The 16182-nt window shown below is 57.8% G+C and carries 22 protein-coding genes; 1 reads left to right on the top strand and 21 read right to left on the bottom strand.

Going from position 1 to position 16182, the window contains the following annotated elements; genetic code table 11:
• Positions 1-78: 78 nt before the first annotated feature.
• The 3 genes from RA27_RS20645 to RA27_RS24135 all read right to left on the bottom strand — a co-directional run bounded on the left by RA27_RS20645 (position 79) and on the right by RA27_RS24135 (position 2002).
• Positions 79-531 carry a DUF2513 domain-containing protein gene (locus RA27_RS20645; RefSeq protein ID WP_193746558.1) on the bottom strand — a complete coding sequence of 151 codons (453 nt, stop codon included), beginning with the start codon at positions 529-531 and terminating at the stop codon, positions 79-81.
• A gap of 66 nt (positions 532-597) precedes the next feature.
• The gene (locus tag RA27_RS23345) at positions 598-1647 is read right to left on the bottom strand and encodes a collagen-like protein (RefSeq protein WP_052265424.1); all 1050 of its coding nucleotides are present in this window, start codon (positions 1645-1647) and stop codon (positions 598-600) included.
• Positions 1640-2002 (bottom strand): hypothetical protein, encoded by a 363-nt coding sequence (locus RA27_RS24135; protein WP_039543384.1) that lies wholly within the window; start codon positions 2000-2002, stop codon positions 1640-1642. The genes RA27_RS23345 and RA27_RS24135 overlap by 8 nt, the downstream gene beginning before the upstream one ends.
• A gap of 219 nt (positions 2003-2221) precedes the next feature.
• Between RA27_RS24135 and RA27_RS20630 the strand changes: the two genes are divergently transcribed.
• On the top strand, positions 2222-2521 hold the full coding sequence (locus RA27_RS20630) for a hypothetical protein (protein WP_039543383.1): 300 nt from the start codon (positions 2222-2224) through the stop codon (positions 2519-2521).
• 10 nt (positions 2522-2531) lie between these two features.
• Here the strand turns inward: RA27_RS20630 and RA27_RS20625 are convergent, their stop codons facing one another.
• From RA27_RS20625 to RA27_RS20535, 18 genes are all read right to left on the bottom strand, one after another.
• The gene (locus RA27_RS20625) at positions 2532-3341 is read right to left on the bottom strand and encodes a DNA adenine methylase (protein ID WP_039543381.1); all 810 of its coding nucleotides are present in this window, start codon (positions 3339-3341) and stop codon (positions 2532-2534) included.
• A gap of 135 nt (positions 3342-3476) precedes the next feature.
• Entirely contained in the window at positions 3477-3887 is a 411-nt protein-coding gene (locus RA27_RS20620) for a hypothetical protein (protein ID WP_039543380.1), read from the bottom strand.
• The gene (locus tag RA27_RS23340; RefSeq protein WP_052265423.1) at positions 3887-4612 is read right to left on the bottom strand and encodes a hypothetical protein; all 726 of its coding nucleotides are present in this window, start codon (positions 4610-4612) and stop codon (positions 3887-3889) included. The genes RA27_RS20620 and RA27_RS23340 overlap by 1 nt, the downstream gene beginning before the upstream one ends.
• A gap of 11 nt (positions 4613-4623) precedes the next feature.
• A complete protein-coding gene (locus RA27_RS23335) occupies positions 4624-5772 on the bottom strand; it encodes a phage tail protein (RefSeq protein ID WP_052265422.1) in 1149 nt (382 codons plus the stop codon).
• Positions 5773-5784: 12 nt separating this feature from the next.
• Positions 5785-6453: a phage tail protein I gene (locus RA27_RS20605; RefSeq protein WP_039543378.1), complete on the bottom strand. Its 669-nt coding sequence runs from the start codon at positions 6451-6453 to the stop codon at positions 5785-5787.
• Entirely contained in the window at positions 6453-7568 is a 1116-nt protein-coding gene (locus tag RA27_RS20600; protein ID WP_039543377.1) for a baseplate J/gp47 family protein, read from the bottom strand. The genes RA27_RS20605 and RA27_RS20600 overlap by 1 nt, the downstream gene beginning before the upstream one ends.
• The gene (locus tag RA27_RS20595) at positions 7558-7941 is read right to left on the bottom strand and encodes a hypothetical protein (protein ID WP_039543375.1); all 384 of its coding nucleotides are present in this window, start codon (positions 7939-7941) and stop codon (positions 7558-7560) included. The genes RA27_RS20600 and RA27_RS20595 overlap by 11 nt, the downstream gene beginning before the upstream one ends.
• Positions 7942-8059: 118 nt before the next feature.
• Positions 8060-8545 (bottom strand): phage baseplate assembly protein V, encoded by a 486-nt coding sequence (locus tag RA27_RS23330; RefSeq protein ID WP_052265421.1) that lies wholly within the window; start codon positions 8543-8545, stop codon positions 8060-8062.
• A gap of 211 nt (positions 8546-8756) precedes the next feature.
• Complete coding sequence (locus RA27_RS20580; protein WP_039543371.1) at positions 8757-9761, bottom strand: contractile injection system protein, VgrG/Pvc8 family; 1005 nt, start codon at positions 9759-9761, stop codon at positions 8757-8759.
• Positions 9758-10003 carry a tail protein X gene (locus RA27_RS20575; RefSeq protein ID WP_039543370.1) on the bottom strand — a complete coding sequence of 82 codons (246 nt, stop codon included), beginning with the start codon at positions 10001-10003 and terminating at the stop codon, positions 9758-9760. The genes RA27_RS20580 and RA27_RS20575 overlap by 4 nt, the downstream gene beginning before the upstream one ends.
• Complete coding sequence (locus tag RA27_RS20570; RefSeq protein WP_039543369.1) at positions 10000-10458, bottom strand: phage tail protein; 459 nt, start codon at positions 10456-10458, stop codon at positions 10000-10002. Before RA27_RS20570 ends, RA27_RS20575 begins: the two co-directional genes overlap by 4 nt.
• Positions 10458-12539: a tape measure protein gene (locus RA27_RS23325; protein WP_052265420.1), complete on the bottom strand. Its 2082-nt coding sequence runs from the start codon at positions 12537-12539 to the stop codon at positions 10458-10460. Before RA27_RS23325 ends, RA27_RS20570 begins: the two co-directional genes overlap by 1 nt.
• Before the next feature lie 163 nt (positions 12540-12702).
• Entirely contained in the window at positions 12703-13056 is a 354-nt protein-coding gene (locus tag RA27_RS20560; RefSeq protein ID WP_039543368.1) for a hypothetical protein, read from the bottom strand.
• Positions 13057-13170: 114 nt separating this feature from the next.
• The gene (locus RA27_RS20555; RefSeq protein ID WP_039543366.1) at positions 13171-13680 is read right to left on the bottom strand and encodes a phage major tail tube protein; all 510 of its coding nucleotides are present in this window, start codon (positions 13678-13680) and stop codon (positions 13171-13173) included.
• Between the two features lie 16 nt (positions 13681-13696).
• A complete protein-coding gene (locus tag RA27_RS20550) occupies positions 13697-14968 on the bottom strand; it encodes a tail protein (protein ID WP_039543364.1) in 1272 nt (423 codons plus the stop codon).
• A 3-nt stretch (positions 14969-14971) separates the two neighbouring features.
• On the bottom strand, positions 14972-15214 hold the full coding sequence (locus tag RA27_RS20545; protein WP_039543363.1) for a hypothetical protein: 243 nt from the start codon (positions 15212-15214) through the stop codon (positions 14972-14974).
• 1 nt (position 15215) lies between these two features.
• Entirely contained in the window at positions 15216-15695 is a 480-nt protein-coding gene (locus RA27_RS20540) for a Gp37 family protein (protein ID WP_039543362.1), read from the bottom strand.
• Position 15696: 1 nt separating this feature from the next.
• Positions 15697-16176, bottom strand: coding sequence for a DUF1320 domain-containing protein (locus RA27_RS20535; protein ID WP_052265419.1), 480 nt, complete (start codon positions 16174-16176; stop codon positions 15697-15699).
• Positions 16177-16182: the final 6 nt, after the last annotated feature.

Genomic DNA, 16182 nt, shown 5'->3' with positions numbered 1-16182 from the left:
TAACCCAGCACTAACGACTGTCCTGTTGTAGCGCGGCGCGACTATTGGCAGACAGCGGCGTGGTTATTGGCAGTGGTATTATTCACTTAGCCCCAGCTTCTTTTTGGCGGCAGCCAGTGCCAGTTCTTTGGCAAGACCTGCGATCTCCCGCAGTGAGAAAGCTGCCAACTCTGCGGGGTTGAGGGTGCTGTTTAGCCTGTTCCAAATGTCTTGCTGCTCTATTGCGGCCAAAAAATTATGCCCCGCAGTGGTCATATCGCTCACAAAGACCAATGGCGCTTCCATTCCGAGGGCTTCGGACACGGTTCCTTCGATCATTCCATCATCATGCAGGCGTATTACATGCCGCATCACCAAAACTGGTTCATAGCCCGGTACTTGGATTGGAGCGGGACGCAAATTATCCTTTTCTCGGATGGCAATGAGGATTTTGCGTGTTAGCTCGATGTCGTTTTGCATGTCGGCGATTCTCAGGTGGAAGAGATGCCCGACGATACCGTGCCGACGCCAGTGCTCATAGTTAAACTGCAAATCTTGTTCCTTTCGTCTGGTCATTTGGATGAGGACTTCAAATGCGGCATTGCTGATCGCATACCGCTACGCCGTGCGTTGCCAGACTGCGACTGTGACCGACGCGTGGCTGTGGGTTAGATCGATCGCTGCACCATTAAAATTGAAGTTTCGGACGACGTTAACTGTCGTCCCCCTGTTGCCGCGTGCAGAGTTAGTGATTGTCGGCGCAGGTAATGTGCGGTTCATATCGCTCTCGGCTGCCAAGCTGCCCCCATTTTGTCCAGCAACCAGATAGCGGTCGGCCAGATCATCACGGCGTTCCCAACTGGTGCCGGGATAACGTGCATTGGGGTCAGAGGCGTCAAAAAAAGGAACGATCATTCCAACGGGCCAGACCACATCAAGGATGGTCTTTGCAGTAGGTGCACCACCACCGCTTCCTGAAGGCGGGTCAACCCAATGCGTATCATGGTCAGCTTCTGACGCCTTGGCCAGAATCTGACCTACTGCTCCGCCTGGCGCAACACCTGCACCGGGGTCGCCTTTTTGACCGTCTTGACCATCTGTGCCAGCAGGACCGGTCTCTCCCTTCTCACCACGTCCACCAGCTGGACCGGGTCCACCGTTTTCTCCGGTATCGCCTTTTTCTCCCTTTGGCCCTATGGGCCCGACAGGGCCTGGACCGCCATCTGACCCGGCAGGACCCATTGGCCCTTCCGGCCCCTGATCACCTTTGTCACCTTTTGGTCCTTGAATGCCGTGCGAACCTTCCGGCCCCACATCTCCTTTGAGGCCACGAGGTCCGATTGCGCCGGGCTCGCCTTGGTCGCCTTTTGCACCCTCTGGACCTGCAGGTCCTTCAGCGCCCCTTTCGCCCCGCTCCCCCTTGAGAGAGGTTAGCCAGGCGGTAACTGTTCCGATAAAGCCATGCGTACGGGCTATCTCATAAGCTGAATGTCCGGCAATACCTTGCGGTCCTGAAGGACCTACTGACCCCGGATCGCCCTTGTCCCCTTTGGGCCCGGCTTCGCCGGGTTGCGTGCCAGTGGGAATTTCTGTGCTTGCGGGCAAGTGGATTTCCACAACTGTCGGCCCGGCGTCATGAGCAACCTCAATTGTTTTGATTTCAGTCATTGTCGATTCCTCGCACCAACGTAATGGCACCTTCGAGCAGACAGCGCTGGTGACCATCGAAACGGCGCTCGATTTCGTAACGAACTAGTTGCCCGCGCGGCACATTTCGGAATAGGCTCGGCTCCCGGAATGGCAGTGCTATGATACCTTCATCTGGTTTGATCGTTAGATGTTCGCCTTCCTGCCAATGCAACCAAAGCCCACCACCACCGCTGGCAAAAAAGTGGATCTCCGACCCAGTGAGATCAAATGGCTGATCTTTTGCCAGAAAGCGCAGGACAAGACCGTCACGAGACTTCAGCGTGCCGGTGTTTCCTACCCTGATCTGGAAATTGTAATTTGGAACCTGGCTCATTGGTAATTTCCTCAAGTGTCGAGTGCCCTGCTGATGGCTTGCCGCAGCGCAAACATGGTCAGCCCGTTTGATGTGCAACACGCCAAACTTCGTGTAATCGGTTCTCCTGTGTTTGCTTTGCCTCGGCGCGGCCAAGCAAATTCATCTCGGCGGGTTCTGGGAACTCTTTCCTCATGATAAAACGCTCCGGATTTCTGATTCGACTATTGGGAGAGCGGCATGTTCGGCCAACGGAAGTTTGTTGATCTTGATGCGGTCCTTCAAAATTACGTCGAGTTTGCCTTGCACCTCGGCCTTGAGAAGGAAATGGCGAAAGAACTGCAGAAGATCAGCCCTGAGGGGTACGATTTTTCCAGGCTTCGTACCTTTGCGATGGAGCACGCAAGAGACACTATACTTGCCCTTACTGAGGGCAATGAGAATGCGCCGGAAATTACAGAGTTTATTTTTGACCGTATTCAGCAGATATTTGACGACATGGAAGATCATGTAACGAAATGCGTAGCGTCGGCAGATTGAACCCACTTGACTAACTCCGATCAAAGTTGCTGATCAGCAGCTCGGCCCGAGCGCCACGCGCGTCGTTGGACCTTCCGACGGTATAGGTGGTTTCGACCTCTTGCAGATAGAACCCGCCGAATATCTCGCGGATCTCCGGCACATCGTTGATCGACATGATGAACCGCCCCCGAATGCCGCTGAGCTGTCTCGCCATCTGGTCGAATGCGCTCCGATCAAACAGTGCCTTGCCATAGTCGCCTTCGCAGCCCCAGTAGGGCGGATCGAGGTAGAACAGGGCACTCGGCCGGTCGATACGCCGGATAAAGTCGGCATAATCCATGCAGGTGATGGTGACGCCAGACAGACGGCTGTGCAACGCCTCAAGATCCGGCTCCAGCGTCGTCAGATTGAAACGGGCTGGCCGATCAGCTGAAAGGCCGAAGTTCCGTCCCGAGATCTTGCCACCAAATGCTGTGCGCTGAAGGTAAAGGAAGCGAGCCGCGCGCTGCATATCGGTTAGCGTTGACGGATCGGTTTCGAGCAAACGAAGGAAATTGGCCTGCGTCGTCAGCTGAAACCGCAACAAATCCAGAAATGCGACATAGTGTTCCTGCAGGACGCGGAACAGGTTGTAGACGTCGCGCTGGGCATCATTGATGAACTCGGCTTTGGCCTGTTTGCGACGGCGCAGGAAGATGCCGCCCATGCCGACGAATGGTTCGGCGTAGGTCAGGTGCGGATCCGCGTCGATGATGGCGCAGATGCGTTTTGCCAGATTGCGCTTACCGCCCAACCAAGGGGCGACAGGATTGGTTTGGTTGATGTCATGCTTTGACATTTGTTCTCGAATCGTTCCATATGCCTACATCTCATGATCATGAGTGCGGGCGGCCTTGATGAGTGTCGGGTCGGCGGGGGTGAGTGAGACTATTCCCCGTGGTTATGGGTGGTGCCCGCCACCCGTGCCTCCGCTTTAGCGGTACGCCTCCAGCACCTCTTCGAGCGATGCATATTGGTCGCGATATTCAAAGCTGCCGAACTGCCCGCCAATGCGAACGGCGAGGTAGAAGAGCAGGCTTAGCACAGCAGCCTCAGATGCAAGAACCAGCCATACAACAGCGGGAGCAATAGGCCCTCCATCCTGTGTCACCGCATCGCGCAGCATGGCCTGCAGGAACTTCCAGTCACAGCGGGCGCGGTCCCAACGGTCGCCGCCGACGGCATAGCCAAAATCATGGTGCCGCCAACTGGCACTGCGAAAGAACCAACTGGCGGTTTTGGTGATCCAGCGGCGGGCACTGGCGGGCAACCAATATGGCCCCACGCCATTGCCGAAATTGCCCTGCTGCGCCGGGGTCAGATCGGAGAAAGACGGGCGACGCATCAGTTACTCTCACCAGTGATAGCTTTCAGTTGCTCCATTGCCTGCACTTGAAGGGACTGCAATTGCGCGACGGCAGCAGAGTACTGCTCGTCATTCTCGGCGGCTGGAATGATGGTCTCGGCCAAGCCTTCCATGCCCTCGACCAACTGAGTTGCGCGGAAAAACTTGGCGTTCTTCTCGATGGTGCGATCCCGCAGGGCGATGGCGGTTGTGCCCTTTACATCCGCCTCGATCTGGAACCCGGCTTGTGCTTCGGCAGCAATAGCGGCAAGCGGCCCGTTTTCGTCGCCACCGTCCTCATGCGCCTTCCACATCAGCGCATAGGGCACCTTGTTGACCCATGAAATCGCCCGCACGATGTGGACGTTTCTTGCAACTTGCTTGCGGATATCGATAGCGATGCCGAAGGCTTCGGAAATCGCAGCAGCCTTGCGTTCTTCAAGTGTCAGTGCGGGCATCGCTTCCAGTGCCCCATCCGGCAGTGGACCGAGATCAGTCACGACATGTTCGGAACGATCCGCGCGCCAGTAAGTCTCGCCCCGGTGATCTTCCACCATCGTCCAGGCGTCGTTCTCGCGCTTGGGCCACTTACCCTCTTCGGGTTCAGGCAAGGGGTCTGTTGTGGTGTTGCCGGGGATCACCCAGCGCTCAGGGTTGCGGGGATCGCGACGGGCTGCACGTTCGCCGAGGAATACGCCCTGCTGATCATACTCATAAATCTTCATAGTCACGCTCCTCAGTAAGCCCGGAAAACAGCCATGTAGGCTACGCTACGGGGACGGGTTTCATCGCCGCCAGCGGCACCAGAGTTCGTGTTGTACGTTCCCTTGTTGCCGGATTCTTCATTGGTGACGTCGTAAGACGCATTGTTACTGTTGGAGCGGACATAGGTGTGGGTGTGCGACCTGAACTCGTCAGCCTGCCATGAGCCAAGTAGTCGTCCAGCATCCACGCCGCGTCCATGATCCCAGAACCGCAGGAACTCACCGCGTGTTTCAGGCATGTCAAAACTGGTCGCCCCATCGCCTGGGCCGAACATATAGACAATTGCTCCAGTTGGATCGTACATCGCCGAGGTCTGAATATATGCCCAGAGCAAGGGGTAATCAGCGCGCAGATAGGTGGCTCGGTCCCCTTCAAGGCTGCCATATGGCGCGGTGTCATCGGTCCAGATTTTGACCTCGCCGATTGGCGATGCCTTTCTCAGTTCATCAAGGATGGTTGCTGCAAAGTTCGGATCATCGCCGAGCGCTTCAGCAAGTTCATTGAATGTGTCCAATGCACCCGGTGCACCATTCAGCATATCGTCAAGCAATGCCCGCAGTGCAGCCGGGTTAATCACCAGATCCGTAGCCAGACCGGCGCGGGCCTGAGCCAGAGAGGCGAAGTTAACAGCCAAAGTCCGGTCAGCAGCCAGATCACCACTACCAGTTAAACCTGTGCCCGCAATAATCTGACGTTCTACAGGCACGTAGGCATCAGTGCCCTGTACCTGAAGGACAAGATTCTGCAGATCCGAGAACACCACGTGGATGCGCACCAGAGCAGACACGGTGTCCTTTGGCTTGTTTACCGGCGGGTCGTAGTGAGCAATGGCAATCAGATCACCATCCTCGTCAAAGAGACCAGATTCCCGGATGATGAAGGGCCCTTCTTCCACATCGAGAAGGATCTCGAAGAAGGCGGTATTGAGAGCGTCGGCGACCGTACCGCTACCTTGAATTGTTTTGCGGCCTTGTTCGTTCTGCAATCTGGTCTCATTGCCGCCTGGAATACGGTCGCCGTCACCCCACGCGATCTCGGTGATGGACAATGTAGTGCCGCCCGCAAGAGCCGCAGCTTCCTTGTTGCGCCCGGTCTGGGTCATGATGGCGAATTGGGCCATGTGTGCGTTTCCTTACGCGGTGTTTACGATTGAAGTGATGCGGGTGATTGGGGCCACGGCCATCCGGGCGGCGGTATCCAGAACCGGCGGCGGGTCGAGCTGAGCGCTGGCAATCGCCTTGATATGCGTCAGAGCAAAAACACCGGCATAAACTGGCGGCCGTGCAGGAATGCCAATGCGGATTTCGCTGTCCTGTGACCAGCGCTTGGTTGCCTCGACCATCTTCAGCGTGGCGCGTGTCTGCCCCTCGGAGAAATACCCATCACCATCGGGATCAATGACGTCATCGATCATGATCGTCAGGCGGTGGGTATTAGGCGCTCCCATCGGTTGCTGCTGATACCACTGCTCGATGATTGCCGTCATGCCCAACAGGCTGAGCCCGAATTTGACGCCAGCATCATATCCTTCAAGCGACTGCAGGAGCCAAGCATTCTTCAGGATACGACGTTGGATGGCCTCGGGCAGATCGGGGTCGATGAACTCCTGCATTGAATATTCGGCGATCAGCGCAGGCAGCGCCTCGGTCGGGCAGGTTTCGGCATCCTTAACCTGAAAAGCGGTAATCGGCTGATCGCCGATGATCTCGTTTAACGCTCTTAGATAGGCCGAACCGCGTTCATCCAAGACTTGTGGCGGCGTGATGCGGTCAAGTTTGTTATCGGGCCAATATCGGGTCATCAGACTGTCACCACCACAACCTGCAGCGCTGTGCAGCTGCGCCAGGACGTTGCTGCAACCGTCGCAAAGTTCTGATTGGTCACATCGGCGTCAACTACGCCGATAATGTCGCGGGCGGCATCGGTCAGTTCGGACGGCGCAATGTAGCCACCCAAGCTGCGTTCCCATTCGTCCAAAACGCCCTGGACCGCTTCTTCGGCCTCAGTCGCGGCCTCCGGGTTTGAAACCACTAATGTCAGCTCAATGGTGAAATCGTGCGCTGTGGGCGGCTTTATCTGGATAAAATCACCCTGATGGGTGTTGCTCTCGTTGAAGACAGACAACAGGGATACGGTCTCTTCAGAGTTCGGCGCGCCAGTATCCATCAGCGGGTAGATATCGACATGACCAGGCTGAGGCCGGGCGACATGGACATCGATGCAGCGCGCATTCCAACCCAACACATCCGCCACATAGCGTTCCCGGTTCAATCCATCACCGATCCGCTCGAAAGCCAAGGGCAGGCGCTCACGGTACCGGGCGTCGCTTTCTGTCTCGGCACCGCCGCCGGTCTCCGTCAAGTTGGTGACTGCCGTGACCCCCGGCACCGGGTCCACTAATGTGGAAAGAGCCCCGGCAGCAAAACCGTTGGCCGCGACGCCGGACTGTGTGGCCGTTGCCGCGATATCCACGCTCGATTGTCCGATCTCGATGAACACGGCCGCCTGCGTGGCGAACTGAACGAGACCACCCGCGTCTGCAGCCCGCGCCCCTGCCGGAATTAGAATCTGGGTCGTCGCAGGTTGAGGCGTTGAAAACCGCAGTGTTGTTGTCGAGGGTGCGGCCTGCAGGCGCGGTGTTTTGCGATCCCCGCCGTGGACGTCCAGATATGAACCGCGCGCCCAGGCGACGAAACAGTTCTCAAAGGCCAGCTGTTCTTCGGTCCCGCGCAAAGCCAGCATGTAGGCGATGGTTTCAAGCAGGTACATTTCCTGCTGACTTTCGGACAGTGTGCGGCCTGTATCGGCCTCAAATTTGGCCTTGGCCAGATCCAGAAGTCTCTGGGCCTCGTAGGTCACGAAATCCGGTGCGCCAGCCTGGTTTAAAGCAGTGATCGGGGCGGTATCAGAAGACATAGGCGACCTCCGTCGTCTGGAAGTCATCCAGCACAGCCTCGATGGGCGACCAGGTTACGGTCAGCGAGATGGTTTCAAAGGTGTTGGCATAATTCAGTTCATGAACCAATACGCGTGGCACCCATAGACGCAGCGCTTCCCGCACTTCTGCCACCACAAACAAGCTGCGCACGTTCATGGGTCGGTCGCGGTATTGCTCCAGATCACATCCTTTTTCCGGATTCAGCGGCACTGATCCCTTGGGCGTGAGAATGCAATGGCGGATTTCCTGAGCCAGATCCTCAAGATCGGGCGCGATCTCCCCCCACACAGGCCCTTCAGCCGTGCGTTTGGACTGCCAATGTACATTTGTGATGGTGTTCCGATCCAGCATGGCATGGTGATGCCGGATCTGAGGCAGCGTAAGATACCTGAACTCAGTTCAGGGGAGCGTACAGCTACCCGAATATGATGGCCCTACCATTTCGACGCAGGACCATCACGTCAAGGGGTCAATCGCTGACCTGTCCGATACCGTTGATTGAGGTGTCTTTCAGGGTCGTATCTCCGCTGACCACCAAGTCGCCGGAGACCATCACGTTTCTCGTGATTTCCAGATCACCATCCACAACCAGTTTGCCACCCGCGATGGTCAACACGAGGCCACTGCTGTGATCGATTGTGAAAGCGTCGCCATCCCAAATTGCAGTAGATCCGTCCGGCATTTCAAAATGCATAGTGCCGTCTCCCCCAGTTGGGGCCGGATCTGCGTCTGAATAGAGTGCGCCCAGGACAACACCAGCCTCGCGATTGCCATCCATTGCGCATACCACCTGACTACCGGGTTTGGGGCGCGTGAACACCCGCATACCGGCCGAGCTGCGCTGCACGACATCGAGCCAGCCGGAAATGACCTGGTCATTATCCTCAAACCGAACTCGGACCTGCGATCCCCGACCGTCCACGACGATGCCACGTTTCATTTGCTCGCTCTGCATCGATTTTTTTCCTTCACTTGGTGCTGAGAACAAAGCGCCCGGCTGGGGTAACGACCATCCGAGTTGTTGATTTATTGATCATAACTAGTCCGCGCAGCGCCAACATGCGGGCAATCTGTTTCTGGTCTTTGCTTTTGAGCTTACTGCCCTTCGGGTCGGCGGCGGCTTCTGCCAGAAAATCGCGTTCTACATCTGAGAAAGGCGGCATCTGTCACCCAACCAGCTTGAGGTTAATGCTCGTCGTGTACCCATCCGCACTGAACAAGTGGCGCGCCATTGTGATCAACCAGCGGCCTGCATAGCGCCCATATCCCGGCCCAAGCGCTACAACCTGACCGGCTAGTAACAACGGGTCTCCGACGGTGGTGATCCGACCTGTGGCAATCTCGTCGTTCTCGCTGGCCAGACGGGCGATGCAATATCGCTCGGCATGCGCCTGCGTTTCGACACGGTCATCCAGCTTCAATGTGTCGCCTGAAGGAACACGCGGATCTTCGACCTCCGCCGACAGAACCGTCTTGCGAATGGGGTGCAGATAGCGCGCCACAGCTTTAGCGTAGAGCTTGTGGGTCGATTTGCGAAACGTGTAGCGTGTGATCGGATCACCTGCGATCAGGTCAAAGGTCCGCACCGGCGCTGCCTGTTCGATAACTTCGCGCCGAGTGAAGACCAGCTGATCGCCTTTCACCGAAAAATAGCAGCCCCAGTCTTCAGCCATTCGGGTCAGAAAGGCCAGGTCGCTCTGCTTATTCTGGCTGATGCGATCAAAGGACAAATCGGGAATCTCTCCGACCACTTTCAGCTGATGGCGATCCGCAACCTTCCGCACGATTCCGGCCAATGTCATCTGATCATAGGCGGCCGAGCGTTCGGTGCGCAGTTCCTTAGAGGTGAAGGCCGAGAGCGCTTTGAACGTCGCGACGTCGCCACCGCCATCACCAGAGGCTTCGGTTTCGTCCACGGCATAAAGACCGCAGGGCACACGCAAACCCAAGAGGCCGCCATAGCCCATCACGGCCGAGACCTCGGTGCCCTCGTCAATACCCCAGTCGCTGCGCCACAGGCCTTGACCGTCTGCCAGCGTAAATCTGATGTCATCAACCTCACCGTGATGTACATCACGATAGACAAAGCGCTTCAACTCTTTACCCAAAAACACACCAGCCGGAGATCCCGCGACCGAGATATCGACAACCGGTTGCTGTGGCCCGATCATGTCGCACCCTGTTTCCACGGCGGCAAACGCACCGCCTCTATCTGAGCCTGCTCAAGCACAGGGATACGCAGAGTGATGCCCGGTTCCAGAATGAGCGGTACAGGACGGTCAGGATTGCACAGCATGTTCGGGTTTGCCTTCAGAATATGATGCAACAATTTGGCGTTGCCGTAATACCGATAGGCGATCAAATCCCACCGCTCACCTGGCTTGGTTATGTGTTCCAGATAGGCTTGGGTCATCTCGGCCTCCGGAGCGCGGGGTTGAATGCCGCACGGGCCGCACCAGCGGCTGCGTCCAAAATGCCGCCGGGGCGAATGACACTTTCGATCAACTCAACCTCGATCTCAACACGGACCAACCGACCCTTTGGCGAAGTTTTCTGGCGTCGGATACGCAGACGCTCGATGATGAACACTCCGACCTCGAAGCCCCTCAGGTCGAAAAACAGCTTCATCGGGACACGTGCCTCAAACGCAGCCTCGATCTTGCTAAGTTCAGCCTCGGCATCACAAAATGTCTCATCGAAGAAAAAGCGCAGCTGCTTGGTTCCGGCGTCATTGCCAAGATCCTGCAGAACAGGCTTGCCACGCAGAACAGAATGCTGGACCAGCCGAGCCGATTTGGCCTCCGAGTCGGCGGTGGGTCCGGTCAGGTGATCGGTGCCAATGATTGAATCACCAAATAAGCCTAACATCAGTCGTGGCTCCTTCGATTGGCATCTCGGACCTCTTCGGCCAATTCTTCCTTGAATTGTTCCAGCGCGGCCTTGAGTTCGGCAATACCTTCTGAATCGACACTGCCGTCTACCCGCACACTCATCGGGGCAGAGATAGAAATCTGATTTCCTGTTCTTGGTGTCAGGTATTGCGAGCCATCAGGGGAAGGGGTTTCCGCAGCCAGAGGTCCACCCACCGCCAACACGCTGGATACAGCGGCGACACGGGCCGCTTTGGCTGCAGTTGCTGCATTGCGTTGAGCATTGATGCCAAACGGTCCACCTTGACGCCCCGCTGGAGCCGGACGGGCGGCAAGCTGTGCGATACGATCCCGCTGCGCAGCTTCGTTGCCCTGCGCCCACTCCCATGCCGATTTCAGCCAGGCGACAACCTCTCCGAGTTTACCAAGCAGCTCGATCACATAGTTCACGACCGCGCCGACAGCCTCACCTGCGGTCTCTCCCCAACGGGTCCAGGCTGTGGCACTGGCGTCGATAGGCCCGACCAGTTTGCCCATCCAATCCCAGAGCGATGCGGCGGCATCGACGATGCCCTGCACAAGCGGGCGGGCCGGACCAAGGCTGGCCATAAAAGCTTCACCAAAGCCCTTGAAGAACGACACCAGACCGGACCAGTTGTTGTAGATCCACGTCCCAGCCATAGCGAGGCCGACCACCAGCGCGCCGATCCCGGTGGAGATGATGGCAAGACGGATAGCGATAAAGGCGGCGCGAACCAGTTTCAGTGGGTTCAGCATAGCGAGCATGACAGAGCCAAGGCGCAATGCGCCGCCCGCAGCGGAGGCGAGACCTATGGTGGCTAGAGAGCGGGCAGCCAACACAGCACCCCAGGCGAATTGGACTAGCCCGGCCGCCGCGCCCAGGATGAACCCGCGCAGCGGAATGGCCAGTACAGCAAGCGCAAGATTGCGCCAACCGCCCAGCGCGTCGGCGGCGGATTGCATGACCGGATAAAGCGCCTGCCAGAATTCGACAGCGGAAGATCCAAAACTCCAGATGGCCTCGAGCCCGACCAGAATATGATCGGCAATGCGTTTAGCCCAAAGCTCCAGCTCTCCGGAGGCTTCCAGCCGGTTGATTTCGTCCAGGACAAGTTTCAGCTTGCTCTTCATCCAATCAAAGACGCCAAAGCCCATGATCATCCGCTGAAACTTGGTCCACTGATCCAGCAGGTTGGCCCCCATGCCGTCAAAAGTCAGGGACAGGCGCTCCATCGCGCCACCATATTTCTCATCGAAAATGCCGAGAATAGCGGCCTGAATGGCCTGCCGGTCGCTGGCCAGAGCGCGGACGATCTTGGTGGTTCCGTCTTTGCCGGTATAGGAATATTCAAAGTGTTTTCCGACCTTGGCGGCTTTGATGCCCAGTTCCTTCAGGCGCTCATTCTCGCCCGTCACCGCGTCCGCCATCGCCTCAACCGATTGCATAAGCGGCTTGTTCATTGCGGCAGACGCATTTCCCAGCTTCTGCAGCATACCGTTGGTCGGATCGAGACCATAGGCACGCAACTGCACAAACGATGCCATGACCTGGTCAAGCTCGTAAGGCGTCCGCGTGGCGAAATCTTCGACCCAACCCATGGCCTTCTTGGCGGCCTGTGCAGATCCTTCGGTCGTAGTCAAAACAGTCTCGAATTTCTCGAATTGGCGGGCCGGGCTCAGCATCGCAATACCTGCGGCCGAGACCGTTCCGCTGTAGGCAGTCCAGAGGCCACCAGCCACAACGGCGGCGCGGCCGAACCCGGCGATTCCGCTGCGCATCATGGCTCCGGAGGACCGCAATCGGGCTGTCTGGGTCGCGATCACCTGATTGGTGCGCCGGACACCTGCGCGAAGCGTGTCCTGGGCGCGATCCAGTCTGCGCACGGCTCCGGCGTAGAGATCAGTTGCCCGCTTTGCTGCCTGTGCTGACCGCGCCGAAACCCGGTTGGCCAGCTCGGCCGCGCGCCCCATGCGTTTTTGCAGGGAGATGAACCGCCGTGCCGGGCGCGTGGCCTTATCGACCAGCTTCAGCACCATTTCGGCTTTGCGGCGGCTCATGTGTCGTCCTTTGGCTTGGTCTGTTTCTTGATGGCCTCAGCGACCAGCTGATCGTATTGGAGGCGCTCATCACGCCAAAAGCAGAACTCCTCCTCGGACATCGCCATCAGTTCGGTGTGGGTGAATCCGCAGTCGACCAGATGGATGTGATCGAGGGGGGTGCTCAGCCTTGGTCGTTTCCCGCGTCATTCTCAAGTTCATCATCACCCATAACCTCGCCGGTCAGGTGCAGCGCATCGCCGGTGGGAACAAGTTCCTTGAACTCGTCAATGGTCAGGCGTTCACCGTTAAACTTGCACAACAGCGCAACGTAGATATCGGCGGTGCCGAACGGATTTTTCCTGGCCAGACGCTGCGCCTTGGTCCAGACATGGTGCGGCTGAAACTTCGGCCAGGTCACCGTGACGCCGGTCTCAGGCAGCGTGGTCTCGTTCACGCCATCCGATTCAGCTTTGTATTTCTTCAGAAGGGCGACAACGCCACCGTCTTCACTCGGTGTTTCGGTTTTGGTTTCCATGTTCGGGATCTCCGTGGGCATGTCATGGGCAAGGGTGGCAGGTTCCGTCGAATGCCCAAAAACGGAACCTGCCGGGGATTGGTGGCGTCCGGAACACACGCCACCAATTCGAAATTAATCGGGCCAGACGTCCTCGCCGTTGACCTTGTAAATGTTGGCGAAAAGATCGATCTCGACCAACGGCACCTCGGAGCTGGACAGGCGTTGCATCAGATAAGTGGCCGAGAATTCACCCGTTGCTTCCTGTGCCTCCCCCTTCTTCACCTCTGCAAAGGCGCTCTTGTTGAAGAGAGCTTTGACATGGGTGACGAGCGTGGTGGATTTCTCTTCGTTCAGGCCATCTGCATCAAAGACATCGATCTTCTGATGCACCTGAAACTTCGCGGCCTTGTTGGGGCGCGAGAAGATCGACACCATCTCCGGTTCCGGGAACATCAGCTTGATGCTGCCCGTGAGACCGGCAAGGCTGCGCCCTGGCAACATCAGCACGCCGACCGATCCCAACGTGTCATGTTCAATCGTCCGGCTTTCCATCTCCGGGATGGTGAACCCATTGCAGATGCCCAGCAGTTCCTTGTCATCAAGGTAGGTCGGAGCGTCCGTGACCTGTCCGTATTGCAACATTACTCAGGTTCCTTTCTTAAGCAGCCAGCTGAAGCGCGTTGCCCAGCAGGTTCAGATCGATGTTGCGGTCGACAGTGATACGCTCCATTACGCCGATGGGCGCGTAGGTCAGACGCCAATAGTACTGCCCCTGCGCCACCGATGCGTTGGTTGTCCTGGTGCGATCAAAGCGGAACTGGCCACCGGACAGGATGGGGTCATCACCGATCATCAGCGACTTGAGCCAGTCGTTGATGCCATCTTCGATGAATTCGATCCGAGCCGGATTGCCATTGCGATCCTTGAACTGGTCAAGGAATGCGATAACGCCTTCATCCAGCACATCCTCGGTCAGTTGCACGTGCAGAAAATTGCGCATGTCGGTATCGGTTGGCCACGCACTCGAACGGTTACCCGAAACATGAGGCCCCTTGCCCCAGCGCTCTTCGACCGTGACGATACCCGCGTCGCGCAAACCCTGTACGTCCGAGGTCGCATCGCCAGGGATGTAGAGAACCGGCGTTTCCGAGTCCTCGATGCCCAGAATCGGACGATTTGACGGGGAATGGTGGTAACCATATTCCATGATGCTCTTGAGCCAGACACCAGCAAAGCGCGCAGAATAGGGGTCCAGACGGGTTTGACCCGCGTTGGCGGTATCCGCCACACGCATGTGGGGCCAGACCGGGACAAGGCGACGGTTCGAAAACTGCAGATCAAAGCTGCCGGATGGGCCACGCGCCTCGCGTACCTGTTGTGGAGTCACACCTGTCGGCGTGTCCAGGATCGCGCGGGCGCGGATCCGGTTGCAGATCGTTTCCAGCTCGGCACGAATACCAGTCAGGCCGGTGAAGCCTGGAGCCAGCAGGATTTTGGAGAACCGGCCAAACCGCTGATAGCTGTCATAGGCCAGCTTCAGGCCGCTGGGTTGTCCAGAAGGCGAGAATGCACCGATGATATCAACATTGGTGACATCTCCGACGCCGCCAGTGTGGACAACCGGATCGTAGACATTGACCACCTCGATCTCGCCGACACCCTTGGGGCCTGCCTGATCGAAGATCGCATCCAGCGCCGAAGGGATTGTGAAACCGGTTTTGTGCGCACCGAAGGCGGCGGCGGCTTCTTCCCGCGTTTTGATGATGATAGGCTTCTGAATGTAGTTGGCCCGTTCTTCGACCGTACCATGCACGTCGTCAATCGGTGCCGTCCCAATCAGGAAAGCCGTTGCCACAGGCTGTATGCGAACTGTCGCCGAGCCGGGGCCTGTTTCAATGACTTCAACGCCATAATAGGGGGCAGGAGGCATCGGTTATCCTTTCTTCGCGGATCTGGTGGCGGGTTTTGCAGGCGCGGGGTCATCCACCTCCTGCAGCAGCTTGGCATCGAGCATGCCAACAACAACGGGGCTGTCAGACGGCAACTCGACCGGTTCGGCGTCGGGGATCAGAGCGACATCCTTGAATTCGGACTGCATCTCCCCCTCGGGGCCTTTGATCTGCCCGACAGCAATCGAGATGTGCTGCACCGGGCCGTGATAGCTGTATCGGGCCATATCAGGCTCCTTCTATCTGGAAGTTGGTCATGAGAGGTGCAGGCGCGTTCTGCGGTCGCGGTACCGCCGGGATTGTGCAGGCGACCTCGATGACATAGCGCCAGTAGTCATTGTCCTGCTCGGCGATGCCATCGCGCACGAGGCGTAGCTCTGCCCCTTCGATGCGAACGGCCTGCAGCGCGAAACGGATTTGCTCGACCTCGCGCGTGCCGCGCATGGTGTGCCCCAAGGTGCGGAGCTGCAGGTGGATAGCAAAATTCGGACTACGCTGCTGCCAACCTGAGCGGGTGCCGTCTGGAGCAGCGTATGTCGATCCGGTGTATTGGACCAGAACAGCCTTTGTGGCCTTGCCCATGTCGAACTCACCAGGGCGGTCAGGAAACAGGTCAATCAGGCAATCGGAGCCGAGATGCTCTTTCAGCGTGGCAACGATGCCGGCCTCGATCTTCTCAAGATGTGTGGGCTTCAGTTTGGTGGGCACGTCAGTATCCTTTCAGGATGGTATCGGCCAGCGGCGCGGCACCTGTGATGGCAGGAAAGTCATCGTTTTCGGCCGGAACCTCGGGTGTGGCCTGCCCGTCATTGCTTTCGCGGATCAGATCCAGCGTCCCGGACTGGATGGCCTCCAGACGCTTCAGGGCGTCCTTGTAGCGGGTCTCCACGGTGTCGCTTATCTGACCCTTACTGCCCTTCTTGTCGCGTAGCCGGTACCGGACGATGTCACCGCCCAGGCCCTTCAGCAGGCGCGGGATATCCTCGACCCAGAGCCGGGCCAGCCAGCCATGACGCGCCAGCACGTAACCGGCGATCAGTTCATCGACAAAGGCGATCTCCGACTCGATCAGCTCCGCGTCGATCTGGCTGCCTTCGAGGCTGTTGAACGCCCCATTGCCCGCGATCAACTGGGCCTCGGCCTCGCCGAATTGGGCGATGAAGTCGTCAGAGGTCAGGAAACGGCCCATGGGAGA

This window comes from Ruegeria sp. ANG-R (assembly GCF_000813985.1).
GTDB lineage: Bacteria > Pseudomonadota > Alphaproteobacteria > Rhodobacterales > Rhodobacteraceae > Ruegeria.
Note: the sequence above shows the minus strand (reverse complement) of the source record. Positions and strands in the feature narration are given on the sequence as shown.

What these genes read in the sequence shown, in the direction of transcription:
- RA27_RS20625 (WP_039543381.1), bottom strand. Translation starts at nt 3,341, where the DNA reads ATGTCAAAGCATGACATCAACCAAACCAATCCTGTCGCCCCTTGGTTG.
- RA27_RS20600 (WP_039543377.1), bottom strand. Translation starts at nt 7,568, where the DNA reads ATGTCTTCTGATACCGCCCCGATCACTGCTTTAAACCAGGCTGGCGCA.
- RA27_RS20570 (WP_039543369.1), bottom strand. Translation starts at nt 10,458, where the DNA reads ATGTTAGGCTTATTTGGTGATTCAATCATTGGCACCGATCACCTGACC.
- RA27_RS20605 (WP_039543378.1), bottom strand. Translation starts at nt 6,453, where the DNA reads ATGACCCGATATTGGCCCGATAACAAACTTGACCGCATCACGCCGCCA.
- RA27_RS20595 (WP_039543375.1), bottom strand. Translation starts at nt 7,941, where the DNA reads ATGCTGGATCGGAACACCATCACAAATGTACATTGGCAGTCCAAACGC.
- RA27_RS20550 (WP_039543364.1), bottom strand. Translation starts at nt 14,968, where the DNA reads ATGCCTCCTGCCCCCTATTATGGCGTTGAAGTCATTGAAACAGGCCCC.
- RA27_RS24135 (WP_039543384.1), bottom strand. Translation starts at nt 2,002, where the DNA reads ATGAGCCAGGTTCCAAATTACAATTTCCAGATCAGGGTAGGAAACACC.
- RA27_RS20580 (WP_039543371.1), bottom strand. Translation starts at nt 9,761, where the DNA reads ATGATCGGGCCACAGCAACCGGTTGTCGATATCTCGGTCGCGGGATCT.
- RA27_RS20535 (WP_052265419.1), bottom strand. Translation starts at nt 16,176, where the DNA reads ATGGGCCGTTTCCTGACCTCTGACGACTTCATCGCCCAATTCGGCGAG.
- RA27_RS20560 (WP_039543368.1), bottom strand. Translation starts at nt 13,056, where the DNA reads ATGGAAACCAAAACCGAAACACCGAGTGAAGACGGTGGCGTTGTCGCC.
- RA27_RS23340 (WP_052265423.1), bottom strand. Translation starts at nt 4,612, where the DNA reads ATGAAGATTTATGAGTATGATCAGCAGGGCGTATTCCTCGGCGAACGT.
- RA27_RS20545 (WP_039543363.1), bottom strand. Translation starts at nt 15,214, where the DNA reads ATGGCCCGATACAGCTATCACGGCCCGGTGCAGCACATCTCGATTGCT.
- RA27_RS20630 (WP_039543383.1), top strand. Translation starts at nt 2,222, where the DNA reads ATGTTCGGCCAACGGAAGTTTGTTGATCTTGATGCGGTCCTTCAAAAT.
- RA27_RS23325 (WP_052265420.1), bottom strand. Translation starts at nt 12,539, where the DNA reads ATGAGCCGCCGCAAAGCCGAAATGGTGCTGAAGCTGGTCGATAAGGCC.
- RA27_RS23345 (WP_052265424.1), bottom strand. Translation starts at nt 1,647, where the DNA reads ATGACTGAAATCAAAACAATTGAGGTTGCTCATGACGCCGGGCCGACA.
- RA27_RS20555 (WP_039543366.1), bottom strand. Translation starts at nt 13,680, where the DNA reads ATGTTGCAATACGGACAGGTCACGGACGCTCCGACCTACCTTGATGAC.
- RA27_RS20620 (WP_039543380.1), bottom strand. Translation starts at nt 3,887, where the DNA reads ATGCGTCGCCCGTCTTTCTCCGATCTGACCCCGGCGCAGCAGGGCAAT.
- RA27_RS23335 (WP_052265422.1), bottom strand. Translation starts at nt 5,772, where the DNA reads ATGGCCCAATTCGCCATCATGACCCAGACCGGGCGCAACAAGGAAGCT.
- RA27_RS20575 (WP_039543370.1), bottom strand. Translation starts at nt 10,003, where the DNA reads ATGACCCAAGCCTATCTGGAACACATAACCAAGCCAGGTGAGCGGTGG.
- RA27_RS23330 (WP_052265421.1), bottom strand. Translation starts at nt 8,545, where the DNA reads ATGCAGAGCGAGCAAATGAAACGTGGCATCGTCGTGGACGGTCGGGGA.